Origin of the sequence: Bordetella genomosp. 13, from assembly GCF_007679965.1 — a bacterium.
Classification (GTDB): domain Bacteria; phylum Pseudomonadota; class Gammaproteobacteria; order Burkholderiales; family Burkholderiaceae_B; genus Bordetella.
Map to the genome: position 1 here is coordinate 1,185,812 of NZ_VEHL01000001.1, position 26,649 is coordinate 1,212,460.

At 69.2% G+C, this 26,649-nt stretch carries 23 protein-coding genes and 4 tRNA genes; 14 read left to right on the top strand and 13 right to left on the bottom strand.

Annotated elements, in window-relative coordinates; all coding sequences use genetic code 11:
* The first annotated feature begins 36 nt into the window (after positions 1-36).
* Positions 37-906, top strand: a complete 870-nt coding sequence (locus FS845_RS05400; RefSeq protein ID WP_144631061.1) for an oxaloacetate decarboxylase — start codon at positions 37-39, stop codon at positions 904-906.
* Positions 907-960: 54 nt separating this feature from the next.
* Here the strand turns inward: FS845_RS05400 and argC are convergent, their stop codons facing one another.
* Positions 961-1,902: an N-acetyl-gamma-glutamyl-phosphate reductase gene (argC, locus tag FS845_RS05405; RefSeq protein ID WP_144631062.1), complete on the bottom strand. Its 942-nt coding sequence runs from the start codon at positions 1,900-1,902 to the stop codon at positions 961-963.
* A gap of 119 nt (positions 1,903-2,021) precedes the next feature.
* Here argC and FS845_RS05410 point away from each other — a divergent pair, with 119 nt between their 5' ends.
* The gene (locus tag FS845_RS05410) at positions 2,022-2,906 is read left to right on the top strand and encodes a LysR family transcriptional regulator (protein WP_144631063.1); all 885 of its coding nucleotides are present in this window, start codon (positions 2,022-2,024) and stop codon (positions 2,904-2,906) included.
* A gap of 128 nt (positions 2,907-3,034) precedes the next feature.
* Here the strand turns inward: FS845_RS05410 and FS845_RS05415 are convergent.
* The 6 genes from FS845_RS05415 to acnA all read right to left on the bottom strand — a co-directional run bounded on the left by FS845_RS05415 (position 3,035) and on the right by acnA (position 9,306).
* Positions 3,035-3,110: transfer RNA gene (locus FS845_RS05415), tRNA-Gly, on the bottom strand.
* A gap of 100 nt (positions 3,111-3,210) precedes the next feature.
* Positions 3,211-3,284: transfer RNA gene (locus tag FS845_RS05420), tRNA-Cys, on the bottom strand.
* Positions 3,285-3,432: 148 nt separating this feature from the next.
* On the bottom strand, positions 3,433-4,851 hold the full coding sequence (locus tag FS845_RS05425; RefSeq protein ID WP_144631064.1) for a TIGR00366 family protein: 1,419 nt from the start codon (positions 4,849-4,851) through the stop codon (positions 3,433-3,435).
* Between the two features lie 108 nt (positions 4,852-4,959).
* Positions 4,960-5,685, bottom strand: a complete 726-nt coding sequence (locus FS845_RS05430; protein ID WP_144631065.1) for an ABC transporter substrate-binding protein — start codon at positions 5,683-5,685, stop codon at positions 4,960-4,962.
* Between the two features lie 36 nt (positions 5,686-5,721).
* Positions 5,722-6,645: a GntR family transcriptional regulator gene (locus FS845_RS05435; RefSeq protein ID WP_144631066.1), complete on the bottom strand. Its 924-nt coding sequence runs from the start codon at positions 6,643-6,645 to the stop codon at positions 5,722-5,724.
* Positions 6,646-6,666: 21 nt separating this feature from the next.
* Complete coding sequence (acnA, locus tag FS845_RS05440; protein ID WP_144631067.1) at positions 6,667-9,306, bottom strand: aconitate hydratase AcnA; 2,640 nt, start codon at positions 9,304-9,306, stop codon at positions 6,667-6,669.
* Between the two features lie 94 nt (positions 9,307-9,400).
* Here acnA and FS845_RS05445 point away from each other — a divergent pair, with 94 nt between their 5' ends.
* The 5 genes from FS845_RS05445 (at position 9,401) to FS845_RS05465 (ending at position 14,225) form a co-directional block, all read left to right on the top strand.
* Positions 9,401-10,396 (top strand): Bug family tripartite tricarboxylate transporter substrate binding protein, encoded by a 996-nt coding sequence (locus FS845_RS05445; RefSeq protein WP_144631068.1) that lies wholly within the window; start codon positions 9,401-9,403, stop codon positions 10,394-10,396.
* A gap of 8 nt (positions 10,397-10,404) precedes the next feature.
* Positions 10,405-11,481: a lactonase family protein gene (locus FS845_RS05450; protein ID WP_313960315.1), complete on the top strand. Its 1,077-nt coding sequence runs from the start codon at positions 10,405-10,407 to the stop codon at positions 11,479-11,481.
* 166 nt (positions 11,482-11,647) lie between these two features.
* Positions 11,648-12,340, top strand: coding sequence for an N-acetylmuramoyl-L-alanine amidase (locus FS845_RS05455; RefSeq protein ID WP_409929261.1), 693 nt, complete (start codon positions 11,648-11,650; stop codon positions 12,338-12,340).
* Between the two features lie 55 nt (positions 12,341-12,395).
* Complete coding sequence (locus FS845_RS05460) at positions 12,396-12,782, top strand: lysozyme inhibitor LprI family protein (RefSeq protein WP_144631071.1); 387 nt, start codon at positions 12,396-12,398, stop codon at positions 12,780-12,782.
* Between the two features lie 18 nt (positions 12,783-12,800).
* Positions 12,801-14,225, top strand: a complete 1,425-nt coding sequence (locus tag FS845_RS05465) for an MFS transporter (RefSeq protein ID WP_144631072.1) — start codon at positions 12,801-12,803, stop codon at positions 14,223-14,225.
* A 9-nt stretch (positions 14,226-14,234) separates the two neighbouring features.
* On the opposite strand, the gene FS845_RS05470 is transcribed toward FS845_RS05465, so the two are convergent.
* Entirely contained in the window at positions 14,235-15,191 is a 957-nt protein-coding gene (locus FS845_RS05470; protein ID WP_260986160.1) for a Bug family tripartite tricarboxylate transporter substrate binding protein, read from the bottom strand.
* A gap of 212 nt (positions 15,192-15,403) precedes the next feature.
* On the opposite strand from FS845_RS05470, the gene FS845_RS05475 reads away from it, so the two are divergent.
* Together FS845_RS05475 and FS845_RS05480 are read left to right on the top strand one after the other, a co-directional pair.
* A complete protein-coding gene (locus FS845_RS05475) occupies positions 15,404-16,297 on the top strand; it encodes a LysR family transcriptional regulator (RefSeq protein ID WP_144631074.1) in 894 nt (297 codons plus the stop codon).
* A 105-nt stretch (positions 16,298-16,402) separates the two neighbouring features.
* The gene (locus FS845_RS05480; RefSeq protein WP_144631075.1) at positions 16,403-17,629 is read left to right on the top strand and encodes a hypothetical protein; all 1,227 of its coding nucleotides are present in this window, start codon (positions 16,403-16,405) and stop codon (positions 17,627-17,629) included.
* 22 nt (positions 17,630-17,651) lie between these two features.
* Here the strand turns inward: FS845_RS05480 and FS845_RS05485 are convergent, their stop codons facing one another.
* Positions 17,652-18,032 (bottom strand): tautomerase family protein, encoded by a 381-nt coding sequence (locus tag FS845_RS05485; protein WP_144631076.1) that lies wholly within the window; start codon positions 18,030-18,032, stop codon positions 17,652-17,654.
* Positions 18,033-18,126: 94 nt separating this feature from the next.
* Here FS845_RS05485 and FS845_RS05490 point away from each other — a divergent pair, with 94 nt between their 5' ends.
* Positions 18,127-18,984, top strand: coding sequence for a LysR substrate-binding domain-containing protein (locus FS845_RS05490; protein WP_144631077.1), 858 nt, complete (start codon positions 18,127-18,129; stop codon positions 18,982-18,984).
* 166 nt (positions 18,985-19,150) lie between these two features.
* Here the strand turns inward: FS845_RS05490 and FS845_RS05495 are convergent.
* Positions 19,151-19,226 (bottom strand) — tRNA-Gly (locus tag FS845_RS05495).
* Between the two features lie 164 nt (positions 19,227-19,390).
* Between FS845_RS05495 and FS845_RS05500 the strand changes: the two genes are divergently transcribed.
* The 3 genes from FS845_RS05500 (at position 19,391) to FS845_RS05510 (ending at position 22,475) form a co-directional block, all read left to right on the top strand.
* Positions 19,391-19,810, top strand: a complete 420-nt coding sequence (locus FS845_RS05500; protein ID WP_144631078.1) for an RNA-binding S4 domain-containing protein — start codon at positions 19,391-19,393, stop codon at positions 19,808-19,810.
* A 198-nt stretch (positions 19,811-20,008) separates the two neighbouring features.
* Positions 20,009-21,334 carry an LLM class flavin-dependent oxidoreductase gene (locus FS845_RS05505; RefSeq protein WP_144631079.1) on the top strand — a complete coding sequence of 442 codons (1,326 nt, stop codon included), beginning with the start codon at positions 20,009-20,011 and terminating at the stop codon, positions 21,332-21,334.
* 130 nt (positions 21,335-21,464) lie between these two features.
* Positions 21,465-22,475, top strand: a complete 1,011-nt coding sequence (locus FS845_RS05510) for an SDR family oxidoreductase (protein WP_144631080.1) — start codon at positions 21,465-21,467, stop codon at positions 22,473-22,475.
* Between the two features lie 83 nt (positions 22,476-22,558).
* Here the strand turns inward: FS845_RS05510 and FS845_RS05515 are convergent, their stop codons facing one another.
* Entirely contained in the window at positions 22,559-23,728 is a 1,170-nt protein-coding gene (locus FS845_RS05515) for a citrate synthase (RefSeq protein ID WP_186332175.1), read from the bottom strand.
* A 587-nt stretch (positions 23,729-24,315) separates the two neighbouring features.
* Positions 24,316-24,391 (bottom strand) — tRNA-Gly (locus FS845_RS05520).
* A gap of 96 nt (positions 24,392-24,487) precedes the next feature.
* Here FS845_RS05520 and murB point away from each other — a divergent pair.
* Positions 24,488-25,564, top strand: coding sequence for a UDP-N-acetylmuramate dehydrogenase (murB, locus tag FS845_RS05525; RefSeq protein ID WP_144631082.1), 1,077 nt, complete (start codon positions 24,488-24,490; stop codon positions 25,562-25,564).
* 97 nt (positions 25,565-25,661) lie between these two features.
* Here murB and dapB read toward each other — a convergent pair whose 3' ends face one another.
* Positions 25,662-26,456 carry a 4-hydroxy-tetrahydrodipicolinate reductase gene (gene dapB / locus FS845_RS05530; protein WP_144631083.1) on the bottom strand — a complete coding sequence of 265 codons (795 nt, stop codon included), beginning with the start codon at positions 26,454-26,456 and terminating at the stop codon, positions 25,662-25,664.
* Positions 26,457-26,649: the final 193 nt, after the last annotated feature.

The following is a 26,649-nucleotide window of genomic DNA, read 5'->3' on the forward strand; positions in this document are numbered from 1 at the left end:
CCCAGCGGATAGACCTTTTCCAGGAGAACAACGGCAATGAGCACGTCGACGAAACGGGTACTGCGCGATCGCATCGTGCAGCGCAATGGCATGGTGGTGGCGGGTGCGTTCAATGCGATGAGCGCGAAGGTGGTGGCGGACCAGGGCTTCGAGGCGGTCTACCTGACCGGCGCGGGCCTGACCAACATGCACTACGGCGCGCCCGACCTGGGCATCATCGGGCTGCGCGACGTGGCCGACGCCACCTCGCGCATCCGCGACGCGGTGGACCTGCCGCTGCTGGTGGACGCGGACACGGGCTTCGGCAACGCCGTGAACGTGTGGCACACGGTGCGCACGCTGGAACGCGCGGGCGCGGACGCGATCCAGCTCGAGGACCAGATCTTTCCCAAGCGCTGCGGGCACTTCGCGGGCAAGGACGTGGCGCCGCTGGAAGAGATGCTGTCGAAGATCAAGGCTGCGGCCGATGCGCGCCGCGACGACGACTTCATCATCATCGCGCGCACCGACGCGCGCGCCGTGCACGGCTTCGAGGCGGCGGTCGAGCGGGCCCGCAAGTTCGCGGAAGCGGGCGCCGACGTGCTGTTCGTCGAGGCCATGATCAACGAGGAAGAGATCCGCAAGGTGCCCGAGCTGTTGCCCCAGCCGCAGCTGATCAACATCGTGGTGGGCGGCAAGACCCCGGCGCAGACGGCCGAGGCGCTGGGCAAGCAGGGCTACAGCCTGGTGCTGTACGCCAACGCGGCGCTGCAGGGCGCCGTGCTGGGCATGCAGCGCGCCCTGTCCACGCTGCGCCGCGACGGCAAGCTCGACGAGGATCCGACCCTGCTGGCGCCGTTCAACGAGCGCCAGCGCCTGGTGGACAAGCCGCTGTACGACGAGCTGGAGCAGCGCTACAAGGAGTGAGGCGTCGGCGCGCCAGCCATTGAAGGCGGGTGCGCCGCAAACGAGGGTGCTAGGCTAGGCGGCATCCCGCCACGGCAGGCCGAGCATCAGGCCGAGATTCTGCACCGCCGCGCCGGCCGCGCCCTTGCCCAGGTTGTCGAAGACGGCGGTCAGCAGCACCTGGCCTGTGCGCGGCTGCGTGAAGACGCCCAGGCGCATCCGGTTGGTGTCGTTCAAGGCCCTGGGGTCTAGGCGCTGCGCATCCGCGTTCTCCGCCAACGGCTGCAGCTCGATGAAAGGCTGCCCCACATAGCGCGCGGCCAGCGCGGCATGCAGCTGCGCGGCCGTCACGCCGGCGGGCAGCAGGCGCAGATGCAGCGCGATTGTCAACACGATACCTTGCCGATAGTGGCCATACGCCGGCACGAAGACCGGCGCATGCGCCAGGCCGGCATGCTGCTGGATCTCGGGTACGTGCTTGTGGTTCAGGCCCAGGCCGTAGACCTGCAATGGCGTCGCGTTGGCTGCCTCTGCGCCCTCGTGATCTTCGAGGCCGGCACGGCCCCGTCCCGAATAGCCCGACACCGCGTGGATCACCACGGGATAGTCGGCCGGCACCAGGCCGGCGTCGACCAGGGGCTTGAGCAGGGCCAGCGCCCCGGTCGGATAACAGCCCGGATTGCTGACGCGCGCGGCTGCGGCGATGCGTTCGGCCTGCGCCGCGTCAAGTTCCGGCAGGCCGTATGTCCAGCCCGGCGCGGTGCGATGGGCCGAACTCGCGTCGATTACGCGCACGCCAGGACGCCGCACGAGCGCCACGGCCTGGCGCGCGGCGTCGTCCGGCAGGCACAGCAGCGCGACGTCGCAGTCGTTCAGCGCCTCGGCGCGGTGGGGCGTGCTCTTGCGGTGCTCCGCGGGCAGCTGCAGCACGCGCAGGTCGGTACGCCCCGCCAGCCATTGCTGCACTTGCAGGCCGGTGGTGCCTTGATCGCCATCGATGAAGACGAGAGGGGACATGGATAGCTCCGGTGGGATTCGAGGCGTCCATGATGCAATGCCGGCGCCATTCATACTATTTGAATCTGGCAAACTACGGATTCAGAAACAATGAATCGATGGCGGGCTCCGGAGGTACGATGCGTGAAATCAATCTCGACCGCCTGCGCACGCTGCTGGCGGTGGCCGACCTGGGCTCGTTCGCCGCGGCGGCCAAGGCGCTGCATCTTGCTCCGCCCACGGTGACCCTGCACGTCGCGCAGCTCGAGGCGCGCCTGGGCGCGCGCCTGCTGAATCGCGCGCCGGCCGGCGTCACCGCCACGTCCGCGGGCGCATTGCTGATCGACCGTGCCCGGCAACTGCTGGCCGAAGCGGACGACCTGCTGGAATCCGTGCAGCGCCAGATCGCGGCCAAGGGCGGCCGCGTGCGCCTGGGGGCGTCCACCGGCGCGTTGGCACACCTGCTGCCGCGCGCGCTGGAGGCGCTGGCCGCGCAGCATCCCGACATCGACGTGCAGGCGTCGGTCCTGACCAGCGAGGAAGCCCTGGCGCGCCTTGCCGCCGGCAGCCTGGACATCGGCATCGTCGCGCTGCCGCAGCCCGCGCTGCGCGGCTTGCGCGTGCGGCCCTGGCGCCAGGATCCGGTATTGGCGTTCGTTCCGGTCGATTGGAAGCCGCCTCGCCACGTGACGCCCGCCTGGCTCGCGTCGCGGCCCCTGATCGCCAATGACCGCGGCACGCGCCTGTCGCGCCAGACCGCCGAGTGGTTCGCCGCGGCGGGCCAGCGGCCGCAGGCACGCATCGAGTTGAACTATAACGACGCGATGAAGAGCCTGGTGGCGGCCGGCTACGGCGCCGCGCTGCTGCCCCATGAAGAGGGCGCGCCGGCGCCCGATCGCCGCATCAGCATGCGGCCGCTACGGCCGGCCCTTGCGAGGGAACTCGGGATCGCGCATCGCGCCCGCGTGGACGATGGCGCGACGGAGCTGATGCTGGAGGCGCTGCTGGGGATGAAGACGCGTTGAGCGCGCATCTCGCGCAAGGGAAAGGGGCGGCGGCCGTCCGATGGTCCGCTGGGCGCCGCAAATGAAAAAGCCGAAAGAGCGAGTCTTTCGGCTTTTTCAATGACCCATGACGCGCATGGACCGGAATCTGGAGCGGGAGACGAGTCTCGAACTCGCGACCTCAACCTTGGCAAGGTTGCGCTCTACCAACTGAGCTACTCCCGCGTGGAGTGGTACTGCCTTGATGTCTGGATTTTGTTCAAACCGCAGCAAGCCAAAAATAATACCATATTTTTTCCAGCACCCGGAATTATTCGGGAAGTGCTGGAGGCGCAAGCCGGAATCGAACCGACGTACACGGATTTGCAATCCGCTGCATAACCACTCTGCCATTGCGCCAAACCGCATCAAGCCCGCTAGTATACATGAGCTCGCGCCAGATGTCGCAAAACGGGCGATATCGCCAAAAAAAACGGCCATCCGATGAGGGATGGCCGTTGTCGCATCGATGCAATGGCGACCGCGGCCGCCATGGTTCACGCCGCCATCACGGCTTGATCGGCGGGAAATACGCCAGCGTCTGGCCCAGCGCCCACAGCAGGAACAGCACCAGCGGGATGTGCACCAGCAGCTGCACGAAGGTGAAGCCGATCAGGTCGCGCGCCTTCAGGCCCAGCACGCCCAGCAGGGGCAGCATGTAGAACGGGTTGATCAGGTTGGGCAGCGCCTCGGCCGCGTTGTAGATCTGCACGGCCCAGCCCAGGTGGTAGTGCAGCTCGTTGGCCACCTGCATCACGTAGGGCGCCTCGATGATCCACTTGCCGCCGCCCGACGGGATGAAGAAGCCCAGCACCGCCGAGTACACGCCCATCAGCAGCGCGTAGCTGTCGTGGGTGGCGATGCGCATGAAGAACTCGGAGATGTGGTGCGCGATGGTCTCGCCGCCCGAGCCCTTCACCTGCGTCATGATGGCCGCGATCGAGCCGTACAGCGGAAACTGGATCAGCACGCCGGTCGTGGTGGGCACGGCGCGCGCCACGGCGTCCAGGAAGCTGCGCGGACGCCAGTGCAGCAGGGCGCCGACCATGATGAAGATCAGGTTGTAGGTGTTCAGGCCCGAGATCGCCAGGATGGCGGGCTTGGTCGAGAACTCCTGGATCAGCCAGCCGGCGGCCAGCGCCACCAGCACCAGGATCAGCAGCGGGCTGTGCTCCAGCCACTCGCCGGGGCGGGTGGGCTTGGACACGGGCGGCGCGGTGAAGGACGGGTCGATGCCGCAATCCTTGGCGTCGCGGGCCGACGCCGCGCTGGGCGCGGTCATGTACGAGATGAACCACGACACGATGACCAGCACCAGCAGCATCAGGCCCGACTGCCACAGGAAGATGGTCTCGGTGAACGGGATCACGCCAGTGATGGCCAGGATGGACGGGGGCAGGCTGGCCGGGTTGGCCTGCAGCTGCGCGGCCGACGAGGACAGGCCCAGCGCCCACACCGCGCCCAGGCCCAGGTAGGCCGCGGCGCCGGCGGCGCGATAGTCCATCTTCAGGTCGGTGCGGCGCGCCATGGCGCGCACCAGCAGGCCGCCGAACACCAGGCTCAGGCCCCAGTTCAGCAGCGAGGCCGTCATCGAGATGATGGCGACCCAGCCCACGGCCGAGCGGCCGTTCTTCGGCAGCATGGCCAGCTTGTCGATCAGCTTGGACGCGGGGCCCGAGGTGGCCACCACGTACCCGCCGATGACCACGAAGGCCATCTGCATGGTGAAGGGGATCAGGCTCCAGAAGCCGTCGCCGAAGGCCTTTGCTGTGCTGGCCGGGCTGGCGCCGATGGCCAGCGCGGCCACGGCGATGAGCAGGACGCCTACCGTCGCGAATACCCACGAATCCGGGAACCAGCGTTCGGCCCAGGCCGCGCAACGCATGGCGAACCGCGCCGACCGACTTTCTTCCAATGGTGCTGCCATATCCTCATGACCTCTGTTCTTGATGTGAAGGAATTGCGCGCGCTTAGGAGCTCGTGGCCCCGCGCGGGTGCGCGAGGCGCGATGGTAGCGTAAAGCGCAGCGGTGCCGTCAGGCGGCCGGCGCCACCGAGGCGCCCTGGATGCCGTGGCGCTGCAGGGCCTGCGCCACGAAACCGTCGGCCTTGCGGGCCTCGACGAACTGCGCCAGGAACTGCGCGGCCGCCGCGGGACGCGACCTGGGGCAGCCCATGGCCTGCTGGATCACCATGAAGCGGCCCGGCAGCAGGCGCACGCCGCCCACGCGCTTCGCGTCGGCTTCCAGCTGCTGCTTGACGCCGGCGGCCACTTCCAGCCCCTGCTCGCGCCACGTGTCGACCACCGCCTGCGACGAGGCCGTGCGCACGATCTCGGCCTGCTTCAGCTCGCGCGTCAGGTACAGGTCGTAGGCGCTGCCCTTGCCCACGGTGACGCGGATGCCGGGGCGGTCGACCTCGTCGTTGCCTTGCAGCGGCGAGTCCTGCCGCACCATGTAGGCGCCCTCGATCAGCACGTAGGGGGCGGTGAACGCGATGCCCGCGCCGCGCAGCGGATCGACGGCGAAGAAGCCGATGTCGGCCTGTTCGTTGGTGACGGCCTCGACCGACTTGCCAGCCGTGTCGAACACGACCAGTTCCAGCGGAGCGCCGATCAGCTCGGCGAAGGCGCGCGCCAGGTCGACCGACACGCCGCTGGGCTGGCCCTGCGCATCGCGGCCGGCCAGGACGGCGTTACCCAGGTTGATCGAGGCGCGCAGCGCGCCGGTGGGGGTGAAGGCTTGCTTGATGGCGGCGTCCATGCGGGTGATGCTCCAGTCGAGGGGAATGGCACCGGATTACTTGCGCGGCCGCCTGGCCGGCGCATCCGATCCCAGGATGTCCTTGATGTTGCCCAGATTGTCCAGCGTGCTCTGCAGGTGCTCGCGCAGGGCACGCGAGGCCTCCTCGTTGCGTTGCTGCTCCAGCAGTTCCAGCACGTGCAGGTGCTGCTCGCAATGCTGCCGGTAGCGCTTGCGGTCCTTCATCGAGCGGTACGACAGCAGGCGGCGCACGCGGTTGACGCGCCGCACGGTATCGATGAAAAAGGGGTTGCCCGAGGCCTCGACGATGGACTCGTGGAAGCGCACGCCGCGGTCATGCAGCTGGTCCGCGGTATCGGTCTGGATGCCGCCGTCCAGCAGGTGCAGCTCGGCCTGGCGGCAGCGCGCCAGCGTGGCCGGATCCAGGCGGTAGGTGGGTTCGAGCAGGGCGGCCGGCTCCAGTGCCAGGCGCAGCCGGTACGACTGCAGCAGCGTGTCGGGCGTGGTCATCATGCTGGAAAACGACCAGCCGTAGCCCTGCTTGCGCTCGGCCCAGCCCTCGTTGGCGATGCGGCCCAGCACGGCATTGAGCTGCGCCTGCGTCAGGTCGTAGCGGCCGCGCATCAGCGATTCGGTGAAGGTGGTGGGCAGTTCGCCGCGCAGCAGGTCGTCGGCGATGCGGAAATACACGCTGGTGGCCGTGTCCTGCTCGTCCAGGCCCAGCGCCGCGGCCGCCTGTGGGGCGGGCACGTCGACGGTGCGCGCCACGAAATAGCCGCGATTGCGTACGCGTTCCAGCACGCCTTTCTCGTGCAGCTGCTGCAGGGCCTCGTTGACGGGGGAACGCGACACGCGCAGCCGGTCGGCCAGCATCTGCGCGGGCAGGTGCGCGCCGACCGCCAGGCCGTCGGCCTGGATCACCTCGACGATCTGGGCGGCGATGGAGTTCTGCGGTTTCATGCACGGCAATGTAGCCCAGAATCAGGCGCGCTTCGGGTCCGCGCCGTGCGCGGCCAGGGTCTGGCGCAGGATGGCGGGGATGACGCCGCCGTGGCGCAACAGTTCGGTCTCCAGCTGCGTCTCGACGGCCGCGCGCGCCAGGAAGGACTCGACGCGCCCGTCGCCGCGCAGCAGCCGTACGGGGATGTCGACGCGCGGGCGCAGGGTGTCCGCGGGCGCGTCGATCTCGATGCGGTCGCCGGCCCGCAGCCGCAGCGCCTCGGGGCCCATGCCGGCCGGCAGCCGCAGCGGCAGGATGCCCATGCCGATGAGGTTCGAGCGATGGATGCGCTCGAAGCTCAGCGCCAGCACGCAGCGTATGCCCAGCAGGCGCTGCCCCTTGGCCGCCCAGTCGCGCGACGAGCCCGTGCCGTAGCGTTCGCCCGCCACCAGCACCACCGCCTCGCCCGCGTCGCGGTAGCGCTGCGCGGCGTCCCAGATGGGCAGCACCTCGCCGCTGGACGCATGCAGCGTGTGCGCCACCGGCATGCCCGGGCGCAGCAGGTTGGCCAGGGTCTTGCTGTGGAAGGCCGCGCGCATCATGACCTCCCAGTTGCCGCGGCGCGAGGCGAACACGTTCAGGTCGTCGCGGTCGTCGCCGCGCGCCACCAGGAAATCCGCCACCAGGCTGTCCGGCGGAATGGCGCTGGCCGGCGAGATGTGGTCGGTGGTGATGTCGTCGCCCACCACCAGCAGCGGATGCGCGGCGTAGCGACCCAGCTGGCTGCCCCATTCGGTGGACGCGAAGGGCGGCCGGCGCAGCGTGGTCGAGGCCGGGTCCCACGGAAAGCGCGCCGAATCCGGCGCGTCCAGCGCCTGCCACAGGGGATTGCGCAGCGCGATCTGGAAATCGCGGCGGAAGTCGGCGGCGTCCAGGCCCTGCCGCAGGCAGGCGTCGACTTCCTCGCGGGTCGGCCACAGATCGGCCAGATGCACGGGCCGCCCGTGCGCGTCATGGCCGACAGGGTCCGCGCCCAGGTCGCGCTCGGCGTCGCCGGCCAGGGCGTAGGCGACCACCAGCGGCGGCGACATCAGGAAGCCCAGTTCCAGGTCGGGATGGATGCGGCCGGGAAAATTGCGGTTGCCCGACAGCATGGCCACCGGCTGGATGCGGCCCGCGCCGGCCGCCTGGGCGATTGCCTCGGGCAGCGGTCCGGAGTTGCCGATACAGGTCGTGCAGCCGTAGCCCACGATGTCGAAGCCCACGGCGGACAGGTCATCGAGCAGGCCCGCCCGGCCAAGGTAGCTGGCGGCGGCGGGCGACCCGGGACCCAGCGAGGTCTTGACCCAATGCGGCACCGCCAGCCCGCGTGCGCGCGCCTTGCGCGCCACCAGCGCGGCCGCGACCAGCAGGCCGGGGTCGGTGGTGTTGGTGCAGCTGGTGATGGCGGCCACGGCCACCGGGTGGCGTGGCAGGTCGGCCGACGGGGCCACGGGTTGGAAGTGCTGGGCGCGCAACGCGGCGGGTACCGCGCGGTAATCCATCAGGTCCTGAGGACGGCGCGGACCGGCGGCGTGCATGCCGATGGCGTCCAGGGCGACGTGGATCGTGCGCGTGTAGCGCGGCTCGGCCTGCGGATCGAACCACAGGCCGGTGCGCTGCAGGTAGGCACGGACCAGCTCGATGGCGGCCGCGTCCCTGCCGGTCTGGCGCAGGTACGCCAGCGTGTTCTCGTCGACGGGGAAGTAGCCCGTGGTGGCGCCGTATTCCGGCGCCATGTTGGCCACCACGGCGCGTTCGCCGGCGCCCAGCGTGGCCACGCCGGGGCCGAAGAATTCGACGAATTCGCCGGACACGCCGATCTCGCGCAGGCGCTGCGTCACGGTCAGCGCCAGGTCGGTGGCCAGCACGCCGGGCCGCAGCGCGCCCGTCAGCCGCACGCCGATCACGTCGGGGATGCGCAGCATGGTGGGCATGCCGAACATCACCGTCTGCGCCTCCAGGCCGCCCACGCCCCAGCCCAGCACGCCGATGCCGTTGACCATCGGCGTATGGCTGTCGGTGCCGATCATCATGTCGGGTACGGCCCAGTCCTGGCCGTCGCGCGTGTCCACGCGCACCACGGTGGCCAGCTGCTCGAGGTTGATGGTGTGCATGATGCCCGTGCCGGGCGGGTTGATGCGCACGCCTTGCAGCGCCTGCGAGGCCCAGCGCAGGAAGCGGTAGCGCTCCTGGTTGCGGCGGATCTCGTGCCGCATGTTCTGGTCCGCGGCGTCGGGGCGCGCATAGGCCTCGACCGCCAGAGAATGGTCCACCGACACGTCCACCGGCAGGCCCGGATTGAGCACGGACGGATCCACGCCGGCCTCGGCCAGGGCGTCGCGCATGGCCGCGATGTCGACCAGCGCGGGCGTGCTGGTGGTGTCGTGCATCAGCACGCGGCCGGGCTGGAAGGCCATCTCGGCCTCGCTGGTGCCGGTGTCCAGCCAGTCGAACAGCGCCCGCACGGCATCGTCGCGTTCCTGCCCGCGCATGTTGCGCAGGGCGTTCTCCAGCAGCAGCCGCAGCACGGCCGGCAGGCGCGCGTAGTCGGGCCCGTGGCGGCCCGGCAGGTCGACGATGCGGTACGTGCGCGGACCGACGGCCAGGTCGGCGCAGGGCGGCGGATCAGTGTTTTCCATGGGCTGCATTATTGCATTTGCATGCTATAAAATGCAATCATAGCCGGGCGCACGGATTGCCCGGCACAAGCAGAATTCCATCGGAGACCTCGTCATGCCTCTTATCCGCAATGCTTTTTCGTCATCGGCGCTGGCCGCCGTTCTAGCCGCCGCCCTGGCTGGCCCCGCCACGGCGTCGGCCCAGCAGTACCCTGCGCGGCCCGTCACGCTGGTGGTGCCGTTTTCGGCGGGCGGCGGGGTCGACGCCATGGCCCGCCTGCTGGCCGAGAAGCTGCGCGACACCCTGAAGCAGGGCGTGGTCGTGGAGAACAAGCCCGGGGCCAGCGGCATGCTGGGCGCGCAGTACGTGGCCAAGGCCTCGCCCGACGGCTATACGCTGCTGCTGGGTTCGGCCGGCGAGACCGCCATCAATCCGTACGTCTACGGCAACCGCATGCTGTATTCGCCGCAGAAGGACCTGGCGCCTGTCACGCTGGTGACGCGCGTGCCCAATGTGCTGGTGGTGGGACCCTCGCTGAAGGTGGCCAGCGTGGCCGAACTGGTGGCGCGCGCCAAGGCCAAGCCGGGCGCGCTGACCTACGCCACCAGCGGCGTGGGCAATCCGCAGCACCTCAACGGCGAGCTGCTGCAGTCCCTGGCCGGCATCAAGATGACCCACGTGCCCTACAAGGGCGCCTCGGCGCAGCTGGCCGACGTGGCCAGCGGCAATGTGGACATGACCTTCGTCAGCTACGCGGGCGCGATTCCCTTCATCCAGAGCAAGCGCGTCGACGCGCTGGCCGTCACGTCGGCCCAGCGCGCCAGCTTCGCCAAGGACATTCCCGCCATCGCCGAGACCGCCGGCCTGCAGAAATACGGGCTGGAGAACTGGTTCGGCCTGTTCGCCCCGGCGCGCACGCCCGCGCCCGTCATCGACCGCATCAACGAGGCCGTGCGCCAGGCGCTGCAGGACCCGACGCTGGCGCAGCGCCTGCGCGAGCAGGGCGGCGAGCCGGCGGCCATGTCTGCGGCGGACTTCGCGGCGTTCATCAAGACCGAGAGCGCGCAGTACGAGACCATCGTGAAGCAAGCCAACATCACGGCGGAATGAGCGACGCCATGCAAGGACACCGCGACAGGTATGCATACGTCGGCAGCCGCACCACACGCGAGCGCAGTGCGCGCGGGGAGGGCATCAGCGTGTTCCGCGTCGATCCGGCCACCGGACGGCTCGCGCCCGTGCAGGTGCTGGACGGCCTGGTCAACCCATCGTTCCTGGCGCTGAACGCGCGCGGCGACCGCCTGTACAGCGTGCACGGCGATACCACGCAGATCAGCGCATTCGCCGTGGACCGGGCCACGGGCCGGCTGGCGCACCTGAACACCCAGGATACGGGCGGCAGGAACCCGGTGCACCTGGCCATCGCGCCGGATGGCGGGCACGTGGTGGTGTCCAACCACATCGGCGCCAGCCTGGCGGTGCTGCCCATCGCGGAAGACGGAACGCTGCGGCCGCTGTGCCAGTTGCTGCCGCTGCAGGGGCAGCCCGGCCCCCATCGGGTCGAACAGCCGCATGCCAAGCCGCACTTCAATCCGTTCACGCCCGATGGCGGCTTCGTGGTGGTGCCCGACAAGGGCCTGGACTGCGTGTTCTCGTTCCGCTTCCATGAAGGCAGGCTCGTGCCCGCCGAGCCGCCGCGCGTAGCCGCGCGCGAGAACGCCGGGCCGCGGCACATCGCCTTCCATCCGGCCGCGCCGTATGCGTATTGCATCAACGAGCTGGATTCCTCGGTGGTCACGTACCGCCTGGATCCGCGGACGGGCGCATTGCATCCCCTGCAGGTGCTGCCGTCGCTGCCCGAGGACTACACCGGCAACAGCCGCGCGGCCGCGATCCAGGTGGATGGTCGGGGGCGGTATGTCTATGCCTCGAACCGCGGCCACGACAGCATCGCCGTGTTCCGCGTCGACGCGGACACGGGCCTGCTGCGCTGGCAGGGTGCCTGGGCCACGGGCGGGCGCACGCCGCGCCACATCGTGCTGGCGCCGGACGGCGCGCACCTCTACGCGCTGAACGAGGACAGCGACGGCATTGCCGTGTTCCGCGTGGATCCGGACGACGGCAGCCTGGCGCCCACTGGCCTGGCCACGCCCACGGGCAGTCCGGTCTGCATGGTGTTCTCGGCACCCGCCTAGCGTGCCGCGCCGCGTGGGCAGCCGTCGGGCAGCCGTCGGCGGCGTGCAGTACCATCCGGAGGCTTGCGCCGGGCGCCTTGCCCGATGCCGTATCGGGCCACGCCGGTCCCGGCGCTCGCCCTCATGGCGGCACGCCGTGCCGCCCGGTCCGGAGACGTGGATGAAGATGTCGGGTGCGCATGCCGCCTTGCTGGCGGGTCTGATCATGGCGGGCGTCTGCCCGCACGCGGCCCGGGCGGCCTACGTGGTGGTCGATACCGGCCACATGCGCGCGCATCCCGGCGCGGTCAGTCCTGGCGGCAAGGTCGAGTACGACTACAACCTGCAGGTCAGCGACGCGCTGGCGGCCGCCCTGGCCGCCGACGGGCAGCGCGTGGCACGCATGGCGGCCGACGGCAAGGACATCGCGCTGAAGGAGCGCACCGCCGCCCACCCGGACGCCGACTTCTTCGTATCCATTCATCACGACTCCATCCAGCAGGAATGGATCGATGCGGGACGGCGCCGCGAGTTCCGCGGATACTCCCTGTTCGTGTCCGAGAAGAATCCGGACTACGCGAAAAGCCTGGCCTGCGCGCGTGCCATCGGTACACAACTGCTTACCATCGGGGAGGTACCCTCCCTCTACCATCAGACCCCCATTCCCGGCGAAAATCGCCCGCTGATCGACGCGCGGCTGGGCATCCATCGCTTCGACGATCTCGTCGTCCTGAAGACCGCGGCCATGCCCGCGGTGCTGGTCGAGGTGGGCGTCATCGCCAACCCGGACGAAGAGCATCGGCTGGGCGAGCCGGCCGTCGTGCGCCGCCAGGCCGACGCCATCGCGCGCGGCATACGCGCGTGCATGCAGGGCAAGTGAACTTTCCGGTTTCAACCAAGCTGCCACGAACGTGGCGATCCGATGGAGCAAGAACGTGAACAAGAAACTGATCGTTGCCGGGTTGTTGTTGGGTGCGCTGCCCACCGCGGGCGCGTGGGCGGCCGGCTGCGGCAAGCCGCGCAACGCCTTCGACCAGGTCTATTGCAAGAGCACCGAGTATTCGCAGGCCGACCGTGACCTGAACACGCAATACACCACGCTGCGCAAGACGCTGAACGAAGGCCAGCAGGCCACGCTGAGGAAGGCGCAGCTGGCCTGGATCAAGGAGCGCGACGAGGCCTGCAGCCTGGAAAAGCCCAACGGCTACTACGTCAACCTGACCTGCGCCATGGACATGACGCAGGAGCGCGTGAGCGTGCTGAAAGAGCGCGAGCGCGAGTGCAAGAGCACGGGTTGCAACGACGCCAAGCTGGCGCAGTAAGCCGCGAGGGGGCCGGGGATGTCTGCCGAACGCACCGACATCCCGGCCCGGCTGGATCGCCTGCCCTGGTCGCCCTGGCATTGGCGCGTCGTGCTGGCCCTGGGCGTGGCCTGGGTGCTGGATGGGCTGGAGGTCACGCTGGTGGGCGCCATCGGCGGCGTGCTGGAGCGCCCCGACACACTGGGCCTGAGCGCCACGCAGATCGGCGCCTCGGGCTCGCTGTACGTGGCCGGCGCGGTGGTCGGCGCGCTGGTCTTCGGCCGCATGACCGACCGGCTGGGACGCAAGCGCCTGTTCCTGGCCACGCTGGTCGTCTACATGCTGGGCACGCTGGCCACGGCCTTCGCGCCGGGTTTCGGCGCCTTCGCCGCGTGCCGCTTCGTCACGGGCCTGGGCATCGGCGGCGAGTATGCCGCCATCAATTCCGCCATCGACGAGCTGATCCCCGCGCGGGTGCGCGGCCGGGTCAGCCTGGCCATCAACAGCAGCTTCTGGCTGGGCGCCGCGCTGGGGGCGGGCCTGAGCCTGGTGCTGCTCGATCCCGCGGTGCTGGGGCCCGAGCTGGGCTGGCGCGCCGGCTTCCTGCTGGGCGCGGTGCTGGCGGTGGCCATTCTGCTGGTGCGCCGCCACGTGCCGGAAAGCCCGCGCTGGCTGATGATGCACGGCCGCACCGAAGAGGCCGAGCGCATCGTGGCGGCCATAGAACGGGAAGTGGCGGCTCGATGCGGCCCCTTGCCGCCGCCCGCGGGCAGCCTGGCCTACGTGCGGCAGGGCATGCCCACGCTGCGGCGGCTGGCCGACGTGCTGCTGCGCCAGTACCGGCAGCGCAGCGCCATGGTGCTGGCGCTGATGGTGTCGCAGGCCTTCCTGTACAACGCCATCTTCTTCACGTATTCGCTGGTGCTGACGCGCTTCTACGAGGTGCCGGCCGCGCGGGCGGGGCTTTACATCTTTCCCTTCGCGCTGGGCAATGTGCTGGGCCCGCTGCTGCTGGGGCCGTTGTTCGACCGTTGGGGGCGACGGCCCATGATCGCCGCCACCTACACGCTATCCGGCGTGGGGCTGTTGCTGACGGGCTGGGCGTTCATGAATGGATGGCTGGATGCGCGCGGCCAGGCCCTGTGCTGGTCCGGCGTGTTCTTTCTGGCCTCTGCGGCGGCCAGCTCGGCTTATCTGACCGTCAGCGAGGTGTTCCCGCTGGAGCTGCGGGCCGCGGCCATTGCCGTGTTCTATGCCATCGGCACCGGCGTGGGCGGCTTCGTGGCGCCCTGGCTGTTCGGCTCGTTGATCGGCAGCGGCAGCCGGCAGGCCGTGGCGGCCGGCTATGGGCTGGCCGCGGTGCTGGTCATCGTGGCAGGCCTGCTGGCGCTGCGCTACGCGGTGCCCGCCGAGCGCAAGCCGCTGGAAGAGGTGGCGCCGCCGCTGGGCAAGGACGGCGCCTGAAGGCGGCGATCAGCCGGCCTTCGCACCCGAGGCCTTCACCACCTTGCCCCAGCGATCCACTTCTTCCTGCACGAACGCGCTGAACGCCTCGGGCGTGCTGCCGGTGGCGATCAGGCCCTCGTCCAGCAGGCGCTTCTTGTTGCCCGCGTCCGACAGCACCTTCACCGTGGCCTGCGACAGCTGCGCCACCAGCTTCGGATCCATGCCCTTGGGGCCCAGCAGGCCGTACCAGGCGCTGAAGTCGTAGCCCGGCAGCGTGTCGGCGATGGGCGGGATGTCGGGATAGTTCTCCATGCGCTTGGCGCTGCTGATGCCCAGCGGCTTGAGCACCTTGCCCTGCAACTGGCCCTTGGCCAGCGCCGCGCCGGCGAACATCAGCTGTACCTGACCGCCCAGCAGGTCGGTCATGGCGGGCGCCGTGCCCTTGTACGGCACCATCACCATGTCGATGCCGGCCTGCATCTTCAGGATCTCGCCGCCCAGGTGGCCGGCCGAGCCGATGCCCGGCAGCGCCATGTTCAGCTTGCCCGGCTCCTTCTTCGCCAGCGCGATCAGTTCCGGCAGCGTGTTGGCCTGGACGGACGGGTGCGCCAGCAGGATCGACGGCGCCGTGGCCACCGACGACACCGGCGAGAAGTCCTTGACCGGATCGAAGGCCAGGTTGGGATACAGCGTGGCGTTGATGGCGTGGCTCGTATAACAGACCAGCAGCGTGCGGCCGTCGGGCTCGGCATGCGCCACGGTCTGCGCCGCGATATTGCCGCCCGCGCCGGGGCGGTTGTCCACCACGAAGGTGCCGCCCATCGCGCGGGCCAGTTCCGCGGCCAGCAGGCGGGCCACCAGGTCGGTGCCGCCGCCGGGCGTGGCGCCCACGATGATGCGCGTGGGCACGCCCTGCGCGCGGGCCAGGCCGGATGCGGCCAGCATGCCGGCGCCCATGGCGCCCATGAAAGATCGTCTGTGCATGGTGTCTCCTTTGACGTTGTATTCGTTGGTCGCGACGGGGACTCTCGCGATCTGCATGGCCTTCGCCTGGGCCGCTGCCGCGCGCGGGCACGGCGGCCGCGGGCGTTTGAAGAATGTCTCGCTGTTGTCGTTCGCTCTTGGGGGTCTAGTCTAGTCAGAGCGGGCTTCATTAGAATAGCGAACTTCCTTTAGCTACTTCATAAGGGTTTTTGATGAAGATCGAAACCTTCCGCACGCTCGAGGCCGTTTTGCAGACCGGCACCTTCGCCGGCGCCGCCAAGCAGATCAACGTCACGCCCAGCGCGGTCAGCATGCAGATGAAGCAGCTGGAGCTGTACGTGGGCAAGCCGCTGTTCGACCGGTCCGGCCTGCAGGCCAAGCCCAACCGCCTGGCGCACGAGATCGCCGACAACATGCGGCAGGCGCTGCACAGCCTGGAGGCGCTGCGCGCCGGCAACAAGGTCGTGGTGGAAGGTGTGGTGCGGCTGGGCGTCATCGAATCGCTGCAGCCGGTGGTCCTGCCTGGCATCATGCATTACCTGCGCGCGCATCATCCGCGGCTGGAACTGCAATTGGTGCGCGGCCGCAGCAGCACCCTGATCGCCGACGTGAAGGCGGCCGAGATCGACTGCGCGCTGGTGGCCCAGCCAGTCACCGGCGGATCGGCGCGGTTGGCCTGGATGCCCATGCTCGAGCGCGAACTGGTGCTGATCGCGCCGCCCGGCACCAAGGACGCCAGCGCGTCCACCCTGTTCCGCCAGTACGACTGGATCCGCTACGACCGCAAGACGGTGTCGGGCGCGATGGCCGCGCAGTACGTGGCGGCCAACGTGCCCGAGATTCGCGGCACGCTGGAGTTCGACAGCGCGCCCGCCATTCGCGCCCTGGTCAGCGCCGGCCTGGGCATCTCGGTGCTGCAGGAGCCCGATCCCGTATCGCTGTTGGGCTATCCGGTGCGCATCGTCCGGCTGGGGCGCGGCGCCCCGGTGCTGACGCTGTCGATGGTGTCGCGCAAGTCCGACGACAGCCGCGTGCTGGCCGCGGTGCGCAGCGCCATGCAGGTCAGCCTGGCCTCGTTCCAGCGCCACACGGTGGCGGGCCGCTAGCACGCATCCCGCGCCTTTGGTTTCGGTCCGTTACGTTCGGCAGGGTGTGGCGCGCGAGGGGCTGGCTAAGATACGGGCCTCGACGCCCTCCGCCGCATCACCGCCATGACGACATTGGTCCAGCGATACCGTGCACGCCTGTTGCCCGCCGTGGTGGCGGGCTTTTTATTGTGCGCGCAGGGCGCTTCCCACGCCGCGCCCCGCCAGCAGGGTGAGATCCCGGCCGCCGAGGCCACGCGCGAGATGACCGTGGACGTGCCGCAATTGCCCGAGCTGGCCTTCCGCATGGACACGCCCGAGGATCTGTCGTGGAAGACGGACGGTCGGGAGATGAAGGGCCTGGAAGCCTCGGGCATGATCGACGGCTTCGCGCGCCTGATGATCGGCGAGAACGCGCAGCGGCCCGACAGGCTGCGCATCACCGTGTACGTGGCCAACGTCGTGCCCACGCGCGCGGCGGTGCCGCTGGATTACGCCCGGCTGATGGCCAAGGGCTTCGGCAACGGGGAAGACGAGGAGGACGTCGTCGATGATGACGCGGGCGACACTGTCAGCGCCAACGTCACCACCGACGTGACGCGGGACGAGAACCTCGACGCCATCGGACCGCTGCGCAGCGTGATCAGCGTGTGGCGGCGCGGGCTGAAGGTGCTCATCGTGCGTGCCGACATGAGCCCGTCGGCGGCGGGCGAGTTGATTCCCCGCATGCGCCAGATGATGCGCTCGCTGGTCTTCCTGCACCCGATGGCGTCGGATCCGCTGATGGACGCCATGGTGGACCACGTGGTGCGGCTGCCGTCGGGCAAGGACCTGCATTTCAAGCTGCCGCCGCACTGGCGCGCGGTCGGCGCCTGGGACGAGGACGGCTTCTCCTCGCAGATGTTCCAGGATGGCGCCAACGTGAACAGCCCCAACTACGTGCTGGTGTTCGGCATCGGAGGCCAGGCGAAGTACGAGATGAGCCCGGAGCTGCTGCGCGGCGGCGCCGACATGGTGTCGCAGCACATGCTGGACGTGCTGTGGCCCCGCAACGGATATGCGCACCGCAAGATGCTGTCCGCCAGCCGCGTGCTGGGGGCGGACCGGGTGTCCGCACTGGACGTCATGTTCGTGGACACCCTCACCTCGGACAAGCCGGTGGAGCAGGAGCTGGGGGCGTCCTCGTACCTGCTGGCCCTGCGCGGCGAGCATCCCCCGGTGATCGGCTTCTCGGCGCTGGCCGCGACCGGAGGCTCGACCTTCGAGGAGATGGGCGCGCTGATGCACACGAACTTCGTGCAGCAATTGCTGGTGGATTCGATGGAGAGGGCGGCGGGGACGCTGGGCAGATAGCCCCCGCCAATCCGGCCCGCCTTTATGCATACTGGGCCAATCCATGGCCCATGGACCAGTTCTCCGGGGCGACTTCGACGATGTTCACGAACACGTCTTCGCCGCGCACGCCTGGGCTTTCGCCGAGCCGTTGCGCGATGCGCTGGTACAACGCCTTCTTCTGTTCCAGGCTGCGCGTGGCGTTCGCGGTGATCTGGATGAACACCAGGTCGTCACTGCGCGCCACGTCCAGGTATGACGCGCCGTAGCGGAAGTCGGCGGCATCGTGTTCGGAGACGGTCATGAACTGGTCGTCCTCGGGTACGTTGAACGTTTCTCGCATGGCTTGGTAAACGCCGTCGCAGAGCGCCTGCCGATAGGCGGGAGACTTTCCGGCGCGCAGGGAAATACGGACGAATGGCATGACGGTTCCTTTCTGGTGGGTGAGGCTGGAACCTTATGGTCTATCATTCATTTCAACAAGATATCCTTAGAGATAATAGAGATAACTGTTTGAAATGAATGACTCCCCTCTCGACATCGATGCCGTGCGGGCTTTCGTACGTATCGCCGAATTCGGCAGCTTCACGCACGCCGCGGACAGCATGCGCACCACGCAGTCCGCGGTCAGCCTGAAGCTCAAGCGACTGGAGACGCGGCTGGGCGTGCGGCTCGTGGAGCGCACCCCGCGGCATGTCCAGCTCTCGACGCATGGCATAGCGTTCCTGGAGCATGCGCGAGGCTTGCTGGAAGTGCACGACCGCGCGTTGACCTCGTGCGCCGGGGAGCGTCAGCGCCTGTCGATCGGTATCAGCGACCACGTGGCAGGACCGGAACTGCCCGCGCTGATCGCTCGCATGAGCGCGCAAGCCCCGCAATTGCTCATCGACATCCGTATCGCGACGTCGGTGGATCTGCTGCAACGCTTCGATCGGCGCGAACTGGATGCTGCCATCGTGCGCATGGATACGGGCAGGAACGACGGGGAACTGGTGACGGACGAGCCCTTCGGTTGGTTCGCCGCGCCGGGCTGGCAGCATCCCACGGGCGAGCCGCTGCCCTTGGCCACGATGGCCGAGCCGTGCGGCGTGCGCGCGACGGCCGAACAGGCGCTGGATCAGGCGGGCGTGCCGTGGCGGGAGGTATTTGTCGGCGGCGGTGTCGCGGCTGTCGTTGCCGCGGTCATGGCAGGCCTGGGCGTGGCCGCGCTGGCACCTCGCATGCTGCCGCTGGGCGCGGAGGACGTAGGCCGTAGGCTTCGGCTTCCTGAGCTGCCGCGTTTGCCGGTGCTGTTGCATACCCGATCACGCACAGGTCGGTCACGCGATGCGCTGGATGCGCTGGCGGCAGCGTTCAGAAGCGTGGTGCGGGAGTAGGGAACATCGGGCCGCGGAAGTAGCGCCGCCGGCAAGGCCCGTAGGGGCAGGGCACGATAAAAGTCGTTGCCCTGCATGGCGCCTGCCGGAAAATGAAAAAAGGAGCCGTAAGGCTCCTTTCTTGCTTGGGTTTCACAAGGCGCATCGTGCGTTGTGAACTTGAATCTGGAGCGGGAGACGAGTCTCGAACTCGCGACCTCAACCTTGGCAAGGTTGCGCTCTACCAACTGAGCTACTCCCGCATATTCCACGCGCATATTCCACGCGCATATTCCACGTATTTTGGCTGCTTTCAGCAGTCGTTCCGCGAAAGAAAAAGATTATAGCCCGTTTTGTGAATTTGTCCACCGGGCCGTGGCTACGTGGGTAGGCGCGCCATCGTGCCGATGCTTTTATCATGTCGCATATGTCGACTTCCCACCCCAAAGGCCCCGCGCCCGCCCACGACAAGCTCCGCCTGGACAAATGGCTGTGGGCCGCGCGTTTCTACAAGACCCGCAGCCTGGCCGCCCAGGAGGTGGAGAAGGGCCGCGTGCTGGTCAATGGCCAGGGCGCCAAGCCGGCGCGCGAGGTGCGGGCCGGCGACCGGATCGTCGTGCGCCGCCAGGAACACGACATGGAAGTGGAGGTGCGCGGCCTCAGCGCCGTGCGCGGACCAGCGCCGGTCGCCGCGTTGCTTTACGAGGAAACGCCCGACAGCCAGGCTAGCCGGCAGCGCGCCGCCGAGCAGCGCCGCCTGGCGCCCGAACCGGCGCAGACCATCTCCGACGGCCGGCCGACCAAGCGCGACCGGCGCCGGCTGTCCCAGTGGCGCGACGGCGGGTGACCGTTTCCGGCCGCTCGCCCCCGGTGCCGTGGCATCCGGGCATAGCGGTATAGCCATCGTGTCGTTCGGCCCCGTGCCGCGCGGGTATATGCTGGACGGCGATGCCTGGATCCCCCGGCGTTCTCCACACCGCAGTCCAGGGCGGTGGCGCATTCACGGGAGCCGGGCTTCCCACCCGCGCAGCGGGCCGGATTCCCCATGACCGACCGACGTCAACTCAAGCTGGGCGCCTTCATGCGGCCCGTCAGCATCCACACCGGCGCGTGGCGCTATCCCGGCGCCTATCCCGACGCCAACTTCAATTTCGCGCACCTCAAGCGCTTCGCGCAGACGCTGGAGCGCGCCCGCTTCGACGCCTTCTTCATGGCGGACCACCTGGCGCTGCTGAACATGCCGCGCGAAGCGCTGAAGCGCAGCCATACGGCGACCTCCTTCGAGCCCTTCACGCTGCTGTCCGCGCTCAGCCAGGTCACCGAACGCATCGGGCTGGTGGCCACGGCGTCCACCACTTTCGACGAGCCGTTCCACATCGCGCGGCGCTTCGCGTCGCTGGACCACCTGAGCAACGGGCGCGCGGGCTGGAACATCGTGACGACCTCGAATCCGGACGCGGCCCGCAACTTCGGGCGCGAGGAGCATCTCGAGCACGGCGAACGCTATGCGCGGGCACGCGAGTTCTACGACGTGGTGACCGGGCTGTGGGACAGCTGGGCCGACGATGCCTTCGTGCGCGACGCGCAGAGCGGCGTCTATTTCGATCCGGACCGTCTGCATACGCTGGATCACCAGGGCAGGTACCTGTCCGTGCGCGGGCCGCTGCACATCGCCCGGCCGGTGCAGGGCTGGCCGGTCATCGTGCAGGCGGGCGCCTCCGAGCCAGGCAAGCAGCTGGCGGCCGAGACGGCCGAGGTCGTTTTCACGGCGCAGGCCACGCTGGAGGACGGCCAGCGGTTCTATGCCGACGTCAAATCGCGCATGGACAGGCTGGGCCGCTCGCGGGACCACCTGAAGATCCTGCCGGGCGCGCTGGTCGTGGTGGGCGATACGGACGAGCACGCGCGCGAGATCCGGGCGCACCTGGACAGCCTCGTCCATTACGAAAGCGCCATCGCCTCGCTGTCGATCGCGCTGGGCCATGATGCTTCGGGTTTCGATCCGGACAGTCCCTTGCCCGACGTGCCCGAAACCAATGCCAGCAAGAGCAGCCGCGAGCGCGTGCTGCTGCTGGCGCGCCGCGAGGGCCTGACCGTGCGGCAGTTGGCGCAGCGCCTGGGCGGCTACGCCGGGCTGGCCTTCGTGGGCTCGGCCCGCACCATCGCGGACCAGATGCAGCAGTGGCTGGACACCGAGGGTTCCGACGGCTTCAACGTGATGTTCCCCTGGCTGCCCGGCGGTCTGGACGCCTTCGTGGAGCAGGTGGTGCCGGAACTGCAACGCCGTGGCATTTTTCGCCGCGAGTACGAAGGCGGCACTTTGCGCGAGAACCTGGGCCTGCCTCGGCCGGCGAACCGCTTCTTCCGCTAGGGGCGGCATCCGGGGGCGCAGGCGCGCCTGGCGCCGGGGCTGCCGCCCCCCGGCATGGGAACGGCGTTTGCGGCCTCCTGGCCTTCGCGGCGCGACACGCGCGCCGCGACCCGATACAGGAGCGATATCCATGAAACTCCGACTGAAACCCCTACGCGCCCAGGTCATCGTGATCACCGGGGCCGGCAGTGGCATCGGCGCGGCCACGGCCCGCATGGCGGCGCGCGAAGGCGCCCGGCTGGTGCTGTGCGGCCGCGGCGAAGAGGCGCTGACCCGCCTGGCCGAGGACATCGTGCGCGACGGCGGCCAGGCCAAGGTGGTGACGGCCGATACGGGCGTGCCCGAGGACCACGAGCGCGTCCTGCAGCGCGCGCTCGACACCTATGGCCGCGTCGACACCTGGGTCAACAATGCCGGCGTCTCGATCTTCGGCACGCTGGAAGACGTCCCCCTGGAAGACCAGCGCAAGCTGTTCGAGACCGACTACTGGGGCGTGGTGTACGGCTCGATGACGGCCGTGCGGCACATGAAGCGCTCGGGTGGCGGCGCGCTGATCAACCTGGGCAGCGAAGTGTCGGACCGCGCGGTGCCGCTGCAGGGCGCGTATTCCGCGGCCAAGCATGCGGTGAAGGGCTTCACCGATGCCTTGCGCATGGAGCTGCGCGAAGCGCGTGCGCCGATATCGGTCACGCTGATCAAGCCCGCGTCCATCTCCACCGGCTTCACCGAGCATGCCCGCAACTACATGGACGTCGAGCCGCAGTTGCCCCCGCCCGTCTATGCCCCTGAGATGGTGGCGGAAGCCATCCTGCACGCGGCGCAGCACCCCGTGCGGGACGTGTACGTGGGCGGCGCCTCGCGTGCCATCTCGGTGGTGGGGCAGAACATGCCCGGCCTGGCCGACCGCATGGCGGGCTGGCTGATGCGCAACCAGCGCGGCAAGGGTCCGTCGGTGGGCCTCTCGGATTCGCTGTACGAGGGCGGTGGCGCGCATCCCGCCACCGAGCAGTCCGGCCGGCGGCGCAGCGTATACACCTCCGCGGCGCTGAACAGCGGCACGACGTGGCTGGCGGCCGCCGCGCTGATCGGCGGGGCCGCGCTGTGGATGCGGCGCGAGAAGCATCGGGGCGCGCTGGAGTAGGGCGCGCGCCCTGCGACGGAAGGCGCCGCCTGTGCGGTGGCCGGGCCGGCGGCGGCTCGGTAGCGCGCTGGCCGCTGTTCCGGTCAGCCTGGCGGCCGTGCGTCGGGCGCGGCGTCGGGCATCACGCCCACGTAGCGCCCGCGCGGCCGGATCACCTGGCTTTCGCTCAGTTGTTCCAGGCTGTGCGCCAGCAGTCCCACGCTGCGCGCCGTGGCAAACAGGCAGAAGGCTGCGTCGGCGGGCAGCCGATGGTGCGCCACCATGGCCGCCAGCGCGGCGTCGATGTTCGGCTGCAGGCCGGTCAGCTCGGTGACCTTGCGGATGAAGCGCGCGATCACCTGGGGCGGTTCGAACAGGCCCAGCAGGGCCGTGGCACGCGGATCGCCGTCTGGATACAGGTGATGGCCGAAGCCTGCCAGCGGCAGGCCCGACGACAGGTAGTGGGCGATGACCTGATCTTCGCCGACGCGCTCCACCTCGCTGAACAAGGCCTGCACGCGGCCCGACGCATCGCCATGCAGGGGTGCGGCCAGGGTGGTCAGTCCTGTCAGCAGGCAGGCCGGCAGAGACGCGGCGTTAGAGGCCGCGATGCGCGCGGCGAATGCCGAGCTGGTCAGCTCGTGATCCATCAGCATCACCATGGCGGTGCGCAGATGCTCCGCCACGCGCGCCGGCTGTTTCCAGCCCTGCGCGAAGCGCAGGTGCAGCGGCGCATTGCCGGGCTTGGCACCGAAGGCCTCGGCCAGCTGGCCCACCAGGTTCTGGCACTCGTTGTGCAGCACGCGCGTGGTGCGGCCGCGCGTGGAGTGCCCGGTGGCCGCCAGCCCACCCAGCAGGGTGAAGGCCGCCACGCGTCCCGGCGCCTCGCCCGGGGCGGCGCGGCCCTTGCCGCCGCGCGCCGCCGACGAGAAATCCACCGCCTGTTCGCTGTTCCACAGCAGCTGGGCCACCGACTCGACGGTGGCCGTGCGCGCCAGCGCCAGCGCGTCCTGGCCACGGTAGTACAGGCGCTGGCGCATGAAGGTGGACAGCGCGGTGGGGATGCTGGGTTCCGAACCGAACAGGGTATTGGCGGCCAGCGTCTCGTGCTTGCGCCCCGCCTGTTTGCGCTTGGCCAGGTTGGCCACGTCCTCGGCGCGATACAGGCTGCGGCGCGTGTCGGCCGGGTCGGTCATCACCTCGAGCTTGCCGCGGCTGACGTAGGCGTAGATCGTCTGCGGCCGCACGGCCAGCAGGCTGCACGCCTCGGCCATCGAAATCCAGGAAACCAAGCTCGTTCCAGTCGATCCAGTCAAGATTCAGACTTTTATATATTGATTTAAAAGATCAATATTGCCATGGTAATCAAGGATTGAATGCCGCCGTCGCATTCGAATCCGGACCAGATCATGGTGTTGGCCGGTCTATGCGCGCCGGCGCGACGCGTCGATGCGCCTGCTGCAACGGGCCGCGGGCGACGAGCCCTGCGCGTCGGCGGCCAGCACGCGGGCTTTCTTCTGGTGTGGTGGCTGCCCGAAGGCCGGGATGCGGCAACGCTGATCGCCGACGCGCGCGTCCTGGGCGTCGGGCTGGAGCCGACGTCGGCCTTCTGCCGAAACGTCGATCGCCTGCGCGGTGGTGATCGGCTACAGCGCCTTGCCCGATCACGCGCTGCAGCGCTTTGGCGAAATGCTGCTGCGTCGCGGCCCTCTTCAGCGCGATGCAGCGCTTCCACCGGCGTCCGGCCCGCGCCAGCCGGGCCGGAAATGACGAAGGGGCGCATCTCTCGATGTCGCCCCTTGCTGTCGCGGTCTGGCGGCGGCTCGTGCGGACAAGCCTGGATGCCGTGGACCAGAAATTCTGGAGCGGGAGACGAGTCTCGAACTCGCGACCTCAACCTTGGCAAGGTTGCGCTCTACCAACTGAGCTACTCCCGCGGAAGCCGCGAATTATATACACAAATCGGATCGCCGTGCAGGCGGCTCGCTCGTTCAAGTATCATCGCCCAGGTTCCCACGCCGCACCCGTCCGTCATGCCCCAGTCCGCCGACCCCGCCGTCTCCGGCGCATCCCTGACGCCTTCCCCCTGCGACCTCACCACCGCCAATACCCTTGGCCTGGCCTCGCACGCGCCTGCCTGCATCATCCTGGACGACACGGCGCAGCTGACGGCCCTGTCCGACCTGGCCATCCAGCATCCTTCGCTGCTCATCCTGGGCGGAGGCAGCAACGTGGTGCTGCCCACGCGCGTGGCCGGCCTGGTGGCGCGCGTGGCGTTCAAGGGGATCGAACTCGTGGAGGAACGCCCCGACGCCCGGATCGTCGAGGCCGCCGGCGGCGAGAACTGGCATGGCTTCGTCGCGCACTGCATCGAGCAGGGCTGGGACGGCCTGGAGAACCTGGCGCTGATTCCCGGCACCGTCGGCGCGGCGCCCGTGCAGAACATCGGCGCCTACGGCGTCGAGCTGGACCAGCGCTTCGACAGCCTGCTGGCCTGGAACCTGCGTGATCGCCGCCTGGTGCGCATGACTGCGAAGGATTGCCGCTACGCCTATCGCGACAGCGTCTTCAAGCATGCCGAGCCCGGCACCTGGGTGATCGTGTCGGTGCGCTTCGCGCTGCCCCGGCCGTGGCAGCCCGTGCTGGACTATCCCGACCTGGGCCGCGACCCCCTCCTCAATCCGGGACCGCGCCGTCCCAGCGACGTCGCCGCGTATCCCACCGCCCGGGACGTGTTCGACGCCGTGTGCCGCATCCGGCGCGCCAAGCTGCCCGACCCTGCCGTCATCGGCAACGCGGGCAGCTTCTTCAAGAATCCGATCGTGGCCGCCGCGCAGCGCGACGACCTGCTGGCGCGCTTTCCCTCGCTGGTGTCGTACGCCCAGCCCGACGGCCGCTACAAGCTGGCGGCGGGCTGGCTGATCGACCAATGCGGCTGGAAGGGCAGGACGCAGGGCGCGGCCGGCGTGCACGACCGCCAGGCCCTGGTGCTGGTCAATCGCGGCGGCGCCAAGGCGGACGACATCCTGGACCTGGCCTCGGCCATCCAGCGCGACGTGGAAGAACGCTACGGCGTGCGGCTGGAGCGCGAGCCGGTGCTGGTGGCGTAAGCCTGCTCGCGCGCCGGGCCCAGCCGCGCAAGCAATGAAAAAGGGCGGCCGCGCATCGCGGACCGCCCTTGTCGGCAGACAGGCTGACTGAAGAACGTCAATCCAGTCCCAGCACCGCCTGCATGTCGTAGATGCCGGCCTGCTTCGATTCGAGGAAGCGCGCGGCGCGCAGCGAGCCCTCGGCGTAGTTGGCGCGGGTGGTGGAGCGGTGCGTGATCTCGATGCGCTCGCCCGTGCCGCAGAACATGACGGTGTGGTCGCCGACGATGTCGCCGCCGCGCACCACCGAGAAGCCGATGGAGCCGGGCTTGCGGGCGCCGGTCTCGCCATGGCGGGCCCATTCGGCCACGTCGGGCAGGGCCACGTCCCATGCCTTCGCCACGGTTTCGCCCATGCGCAGCGCCGTGCCCGAGGGCGCGTCGACCTTGTTGCGGTGGTGGGCCTCGAACACCTCGACGTCGTAGCCCGAGTTCAGGATCTTGGCCGCGATTTCCAGCAGCTTGAACGTGGCGTTCACGCCCACGCTCATGTTGGGCGCGAAGACGATGGCGATCTTCTGCGCCGCGACCTCGATGGCGGCGCGGCCGCTGTCGTCGAAGCCGGTGGTGCCGATGATCAGCTTGGTGCCGTGCCGCACGCAGGCCTTCAGGTGCTCCAGCGTGCCCTCGGGGCGCGTGAAGTCGATCAGGCAATCGGCGCCGGCCAGCGCGTCGAGCTGGTCGGTGATGGCCACGCCGGTGGTGCGGCCCAGGAAGGCGCCGGCGTCCTGGCCCAGCGAGGGCGAGCCGGCGCGATCCAGCGCCACGGCCAGCTGCAGGTCGGAGGAATCGAGAACGGCCTCGATCAGCATGTGGCCCATGCGGCCACTGGCGCCCGCGATGGCGATACGCATGGAATTTCCTTGGATTTGGCTGGGCATGGCGGGCATCAGCGCAGCGGCTGCGCGTCGCTGCCGGGCAGGCCGGGGGAATAGGGCGACGGGCTGGACGGCGGCTGGATCACCACGTTGGGGGTGACCTGGCGGCTGGCCTCGTCGCGCTTGCGGGCCTGGTCGGAGTCGGGCGTCTGGCCGGCCTTGCTGCGCT

Excerpts from the sequence above, each read along its gene's own strand:
- FS845_RS05510 (WP_144631080.1), top strand. The coding sequence starts at position 21,465 with ATGAAACTCCGACTGAAACCCCTACGCGCCCAGGTCATCGTGATCACC.
- FS845_RS05410 (WP_144631063.1), top strand. The coding sequence starts at position 2,022 with ATGCGTGAAATCAATCTCGACCGCCTGCGCACGCTGCTGGCGGTGGCC.
- FS845_RS05505 (WP_144631079.1), top strand. The coding sequence starts at position 20,009 with ATGACCGACCGACGTCAACTCAAGCTGGGCGCCTTCATGCGGCCCGTC.
- murB (WP_144631082.1), top strand. The coding sequence starts at position 24,488 with ATGCCCCAGTCCGCCGACCCCGCCGTCTCCGGCGCATCCCTGACGCCT.
- argC (WP_144631062.1), bottom strand. The coding sequence starts at position 1,902 with ATGTCCCCTCTCGTCTTCATCGATGGCGATCAAGGCACCACCGGCCTG.
- FS845_RS05400 (WP_144631061.1), top strand. The coding sequence starts at position 37 with ATGAGCACGTCGACGAAACGGGTACTGCGCGATCGCATCGTGCAGCGC.
- acnA (WP_144631067.1), bottom strand. The coding sequence starts at position 9,306 with ATGGAAAACACTGATCCGCCGCCCTGCGCCGACCTGGCCGTCGGTCCG.
- FS845_RS05450 (WP_313960315.1), top strand. The coding sequence starts at position 10,405 with ATGCAAGGACACCGCGACAGGTATGCATACGTCGGCAGCCGCACCACA.
- FS845_RS05500 (WP_144631078.1), top strand. The coding sequence starts at position 19,391 with ATGTCGACTTCCCACCCCAAAGGCCCCGCGCCCGCCCACGACAAGCTC.
- FS845_RS05445 (WP_144631068.1), top strand. The coding sequence starts at position 9,401 with ATGCCTCTTATCCGCAATGCTTTTTCGTCATCGGCGCTGGCCGCCGTT.
- FS845_RS05435 (WP_144631066.1), bottom strand. The coding sequence starts at position 6,645 with ATGAAACCGCAGAACTCCATCGCCGCCCAGATCGTCGAGGTGATCCAG.
- FS845_RS05430 (WP_144631065.1), bottom strand. The coding sequence starts at position 5,685 with ATGGACGCCGCCATCAAGCAAGCCTTCACCCCCACCGGCGCGCTGCGC.
- FS845_RS05475 (WP_144631074.1), top strand. The coding sequence starts at position 15,404 with ATGAAGATCGAAACCTTCCGCACGCTCGAGGCCGTTTTGCAGACCGGC.
- FS845_RS05485 (WP_144631076.1), bottom strand. The coding sequence starts at position 18,032 with ATGCCATTCGTCCGTATTTCCCTGCGCGCCGGAAAGTCTCCCGCCTAT.
- FS845_RS05470 (WP_260986160.1), bottom strand. The coding sequence starts at position 15,191 with ATGCACAGACGATCTTTCATGGGCGCCATGGGCGCCGGCATGCTGGCC.
- FS845_RS05480 (WP_144631075.1), top strand. The coding sequence starts at position 16,403 with ATGACGACATTGGTCCAGCGATACCGTGCACGCCTGTTGCCCGCCGTG.
- FS845_RS05465 (WP_144631072.1), top strand. The coding sequence starts at position 12,801 with ATGTCTGCCGAACGCACCGACATCCCGGCCCGGCTGGATCGCCTGCCC.
- FS845_RS05515 (WP_186332175.1), bottom strand. The coding sequence starts at position 23,728 with ATGGCCGAGGCGTGCAGCCTGCTGGCCGTGCGGCCGCAGACGATCTAC.
- FS845_RS05455 (WP_409929261.1), top strand. The coding sequence starts at position 11,648 with ATGTCGGGTGCGCATGCCGCCTTGCTGGCGGGTCTGATCATGGCGGGC.
- FS845_RS05425 (WP_144631064.1), bottom strand. The coding sequence starts at position 4,851 with ATGGCAGCACCATTGGAAGAAAGTCGGTCGGCGCGGTTCGCCATGCGT.
- FS845_RS05490 (WP_144631077.1), top strand. The coding sequence starts at position 18,127 with ATGAATGACTCCCCTCTCGACATCGATGCCGTGCGGGCTTTCGTACGT.
- dapB (WP_144631083.1), bottom strand. The coding sequence starts at position 26,456 with ATGCGTATCGCCATCGCGGGCGCCAGTGGCCGCATGGGCCACATGCTG.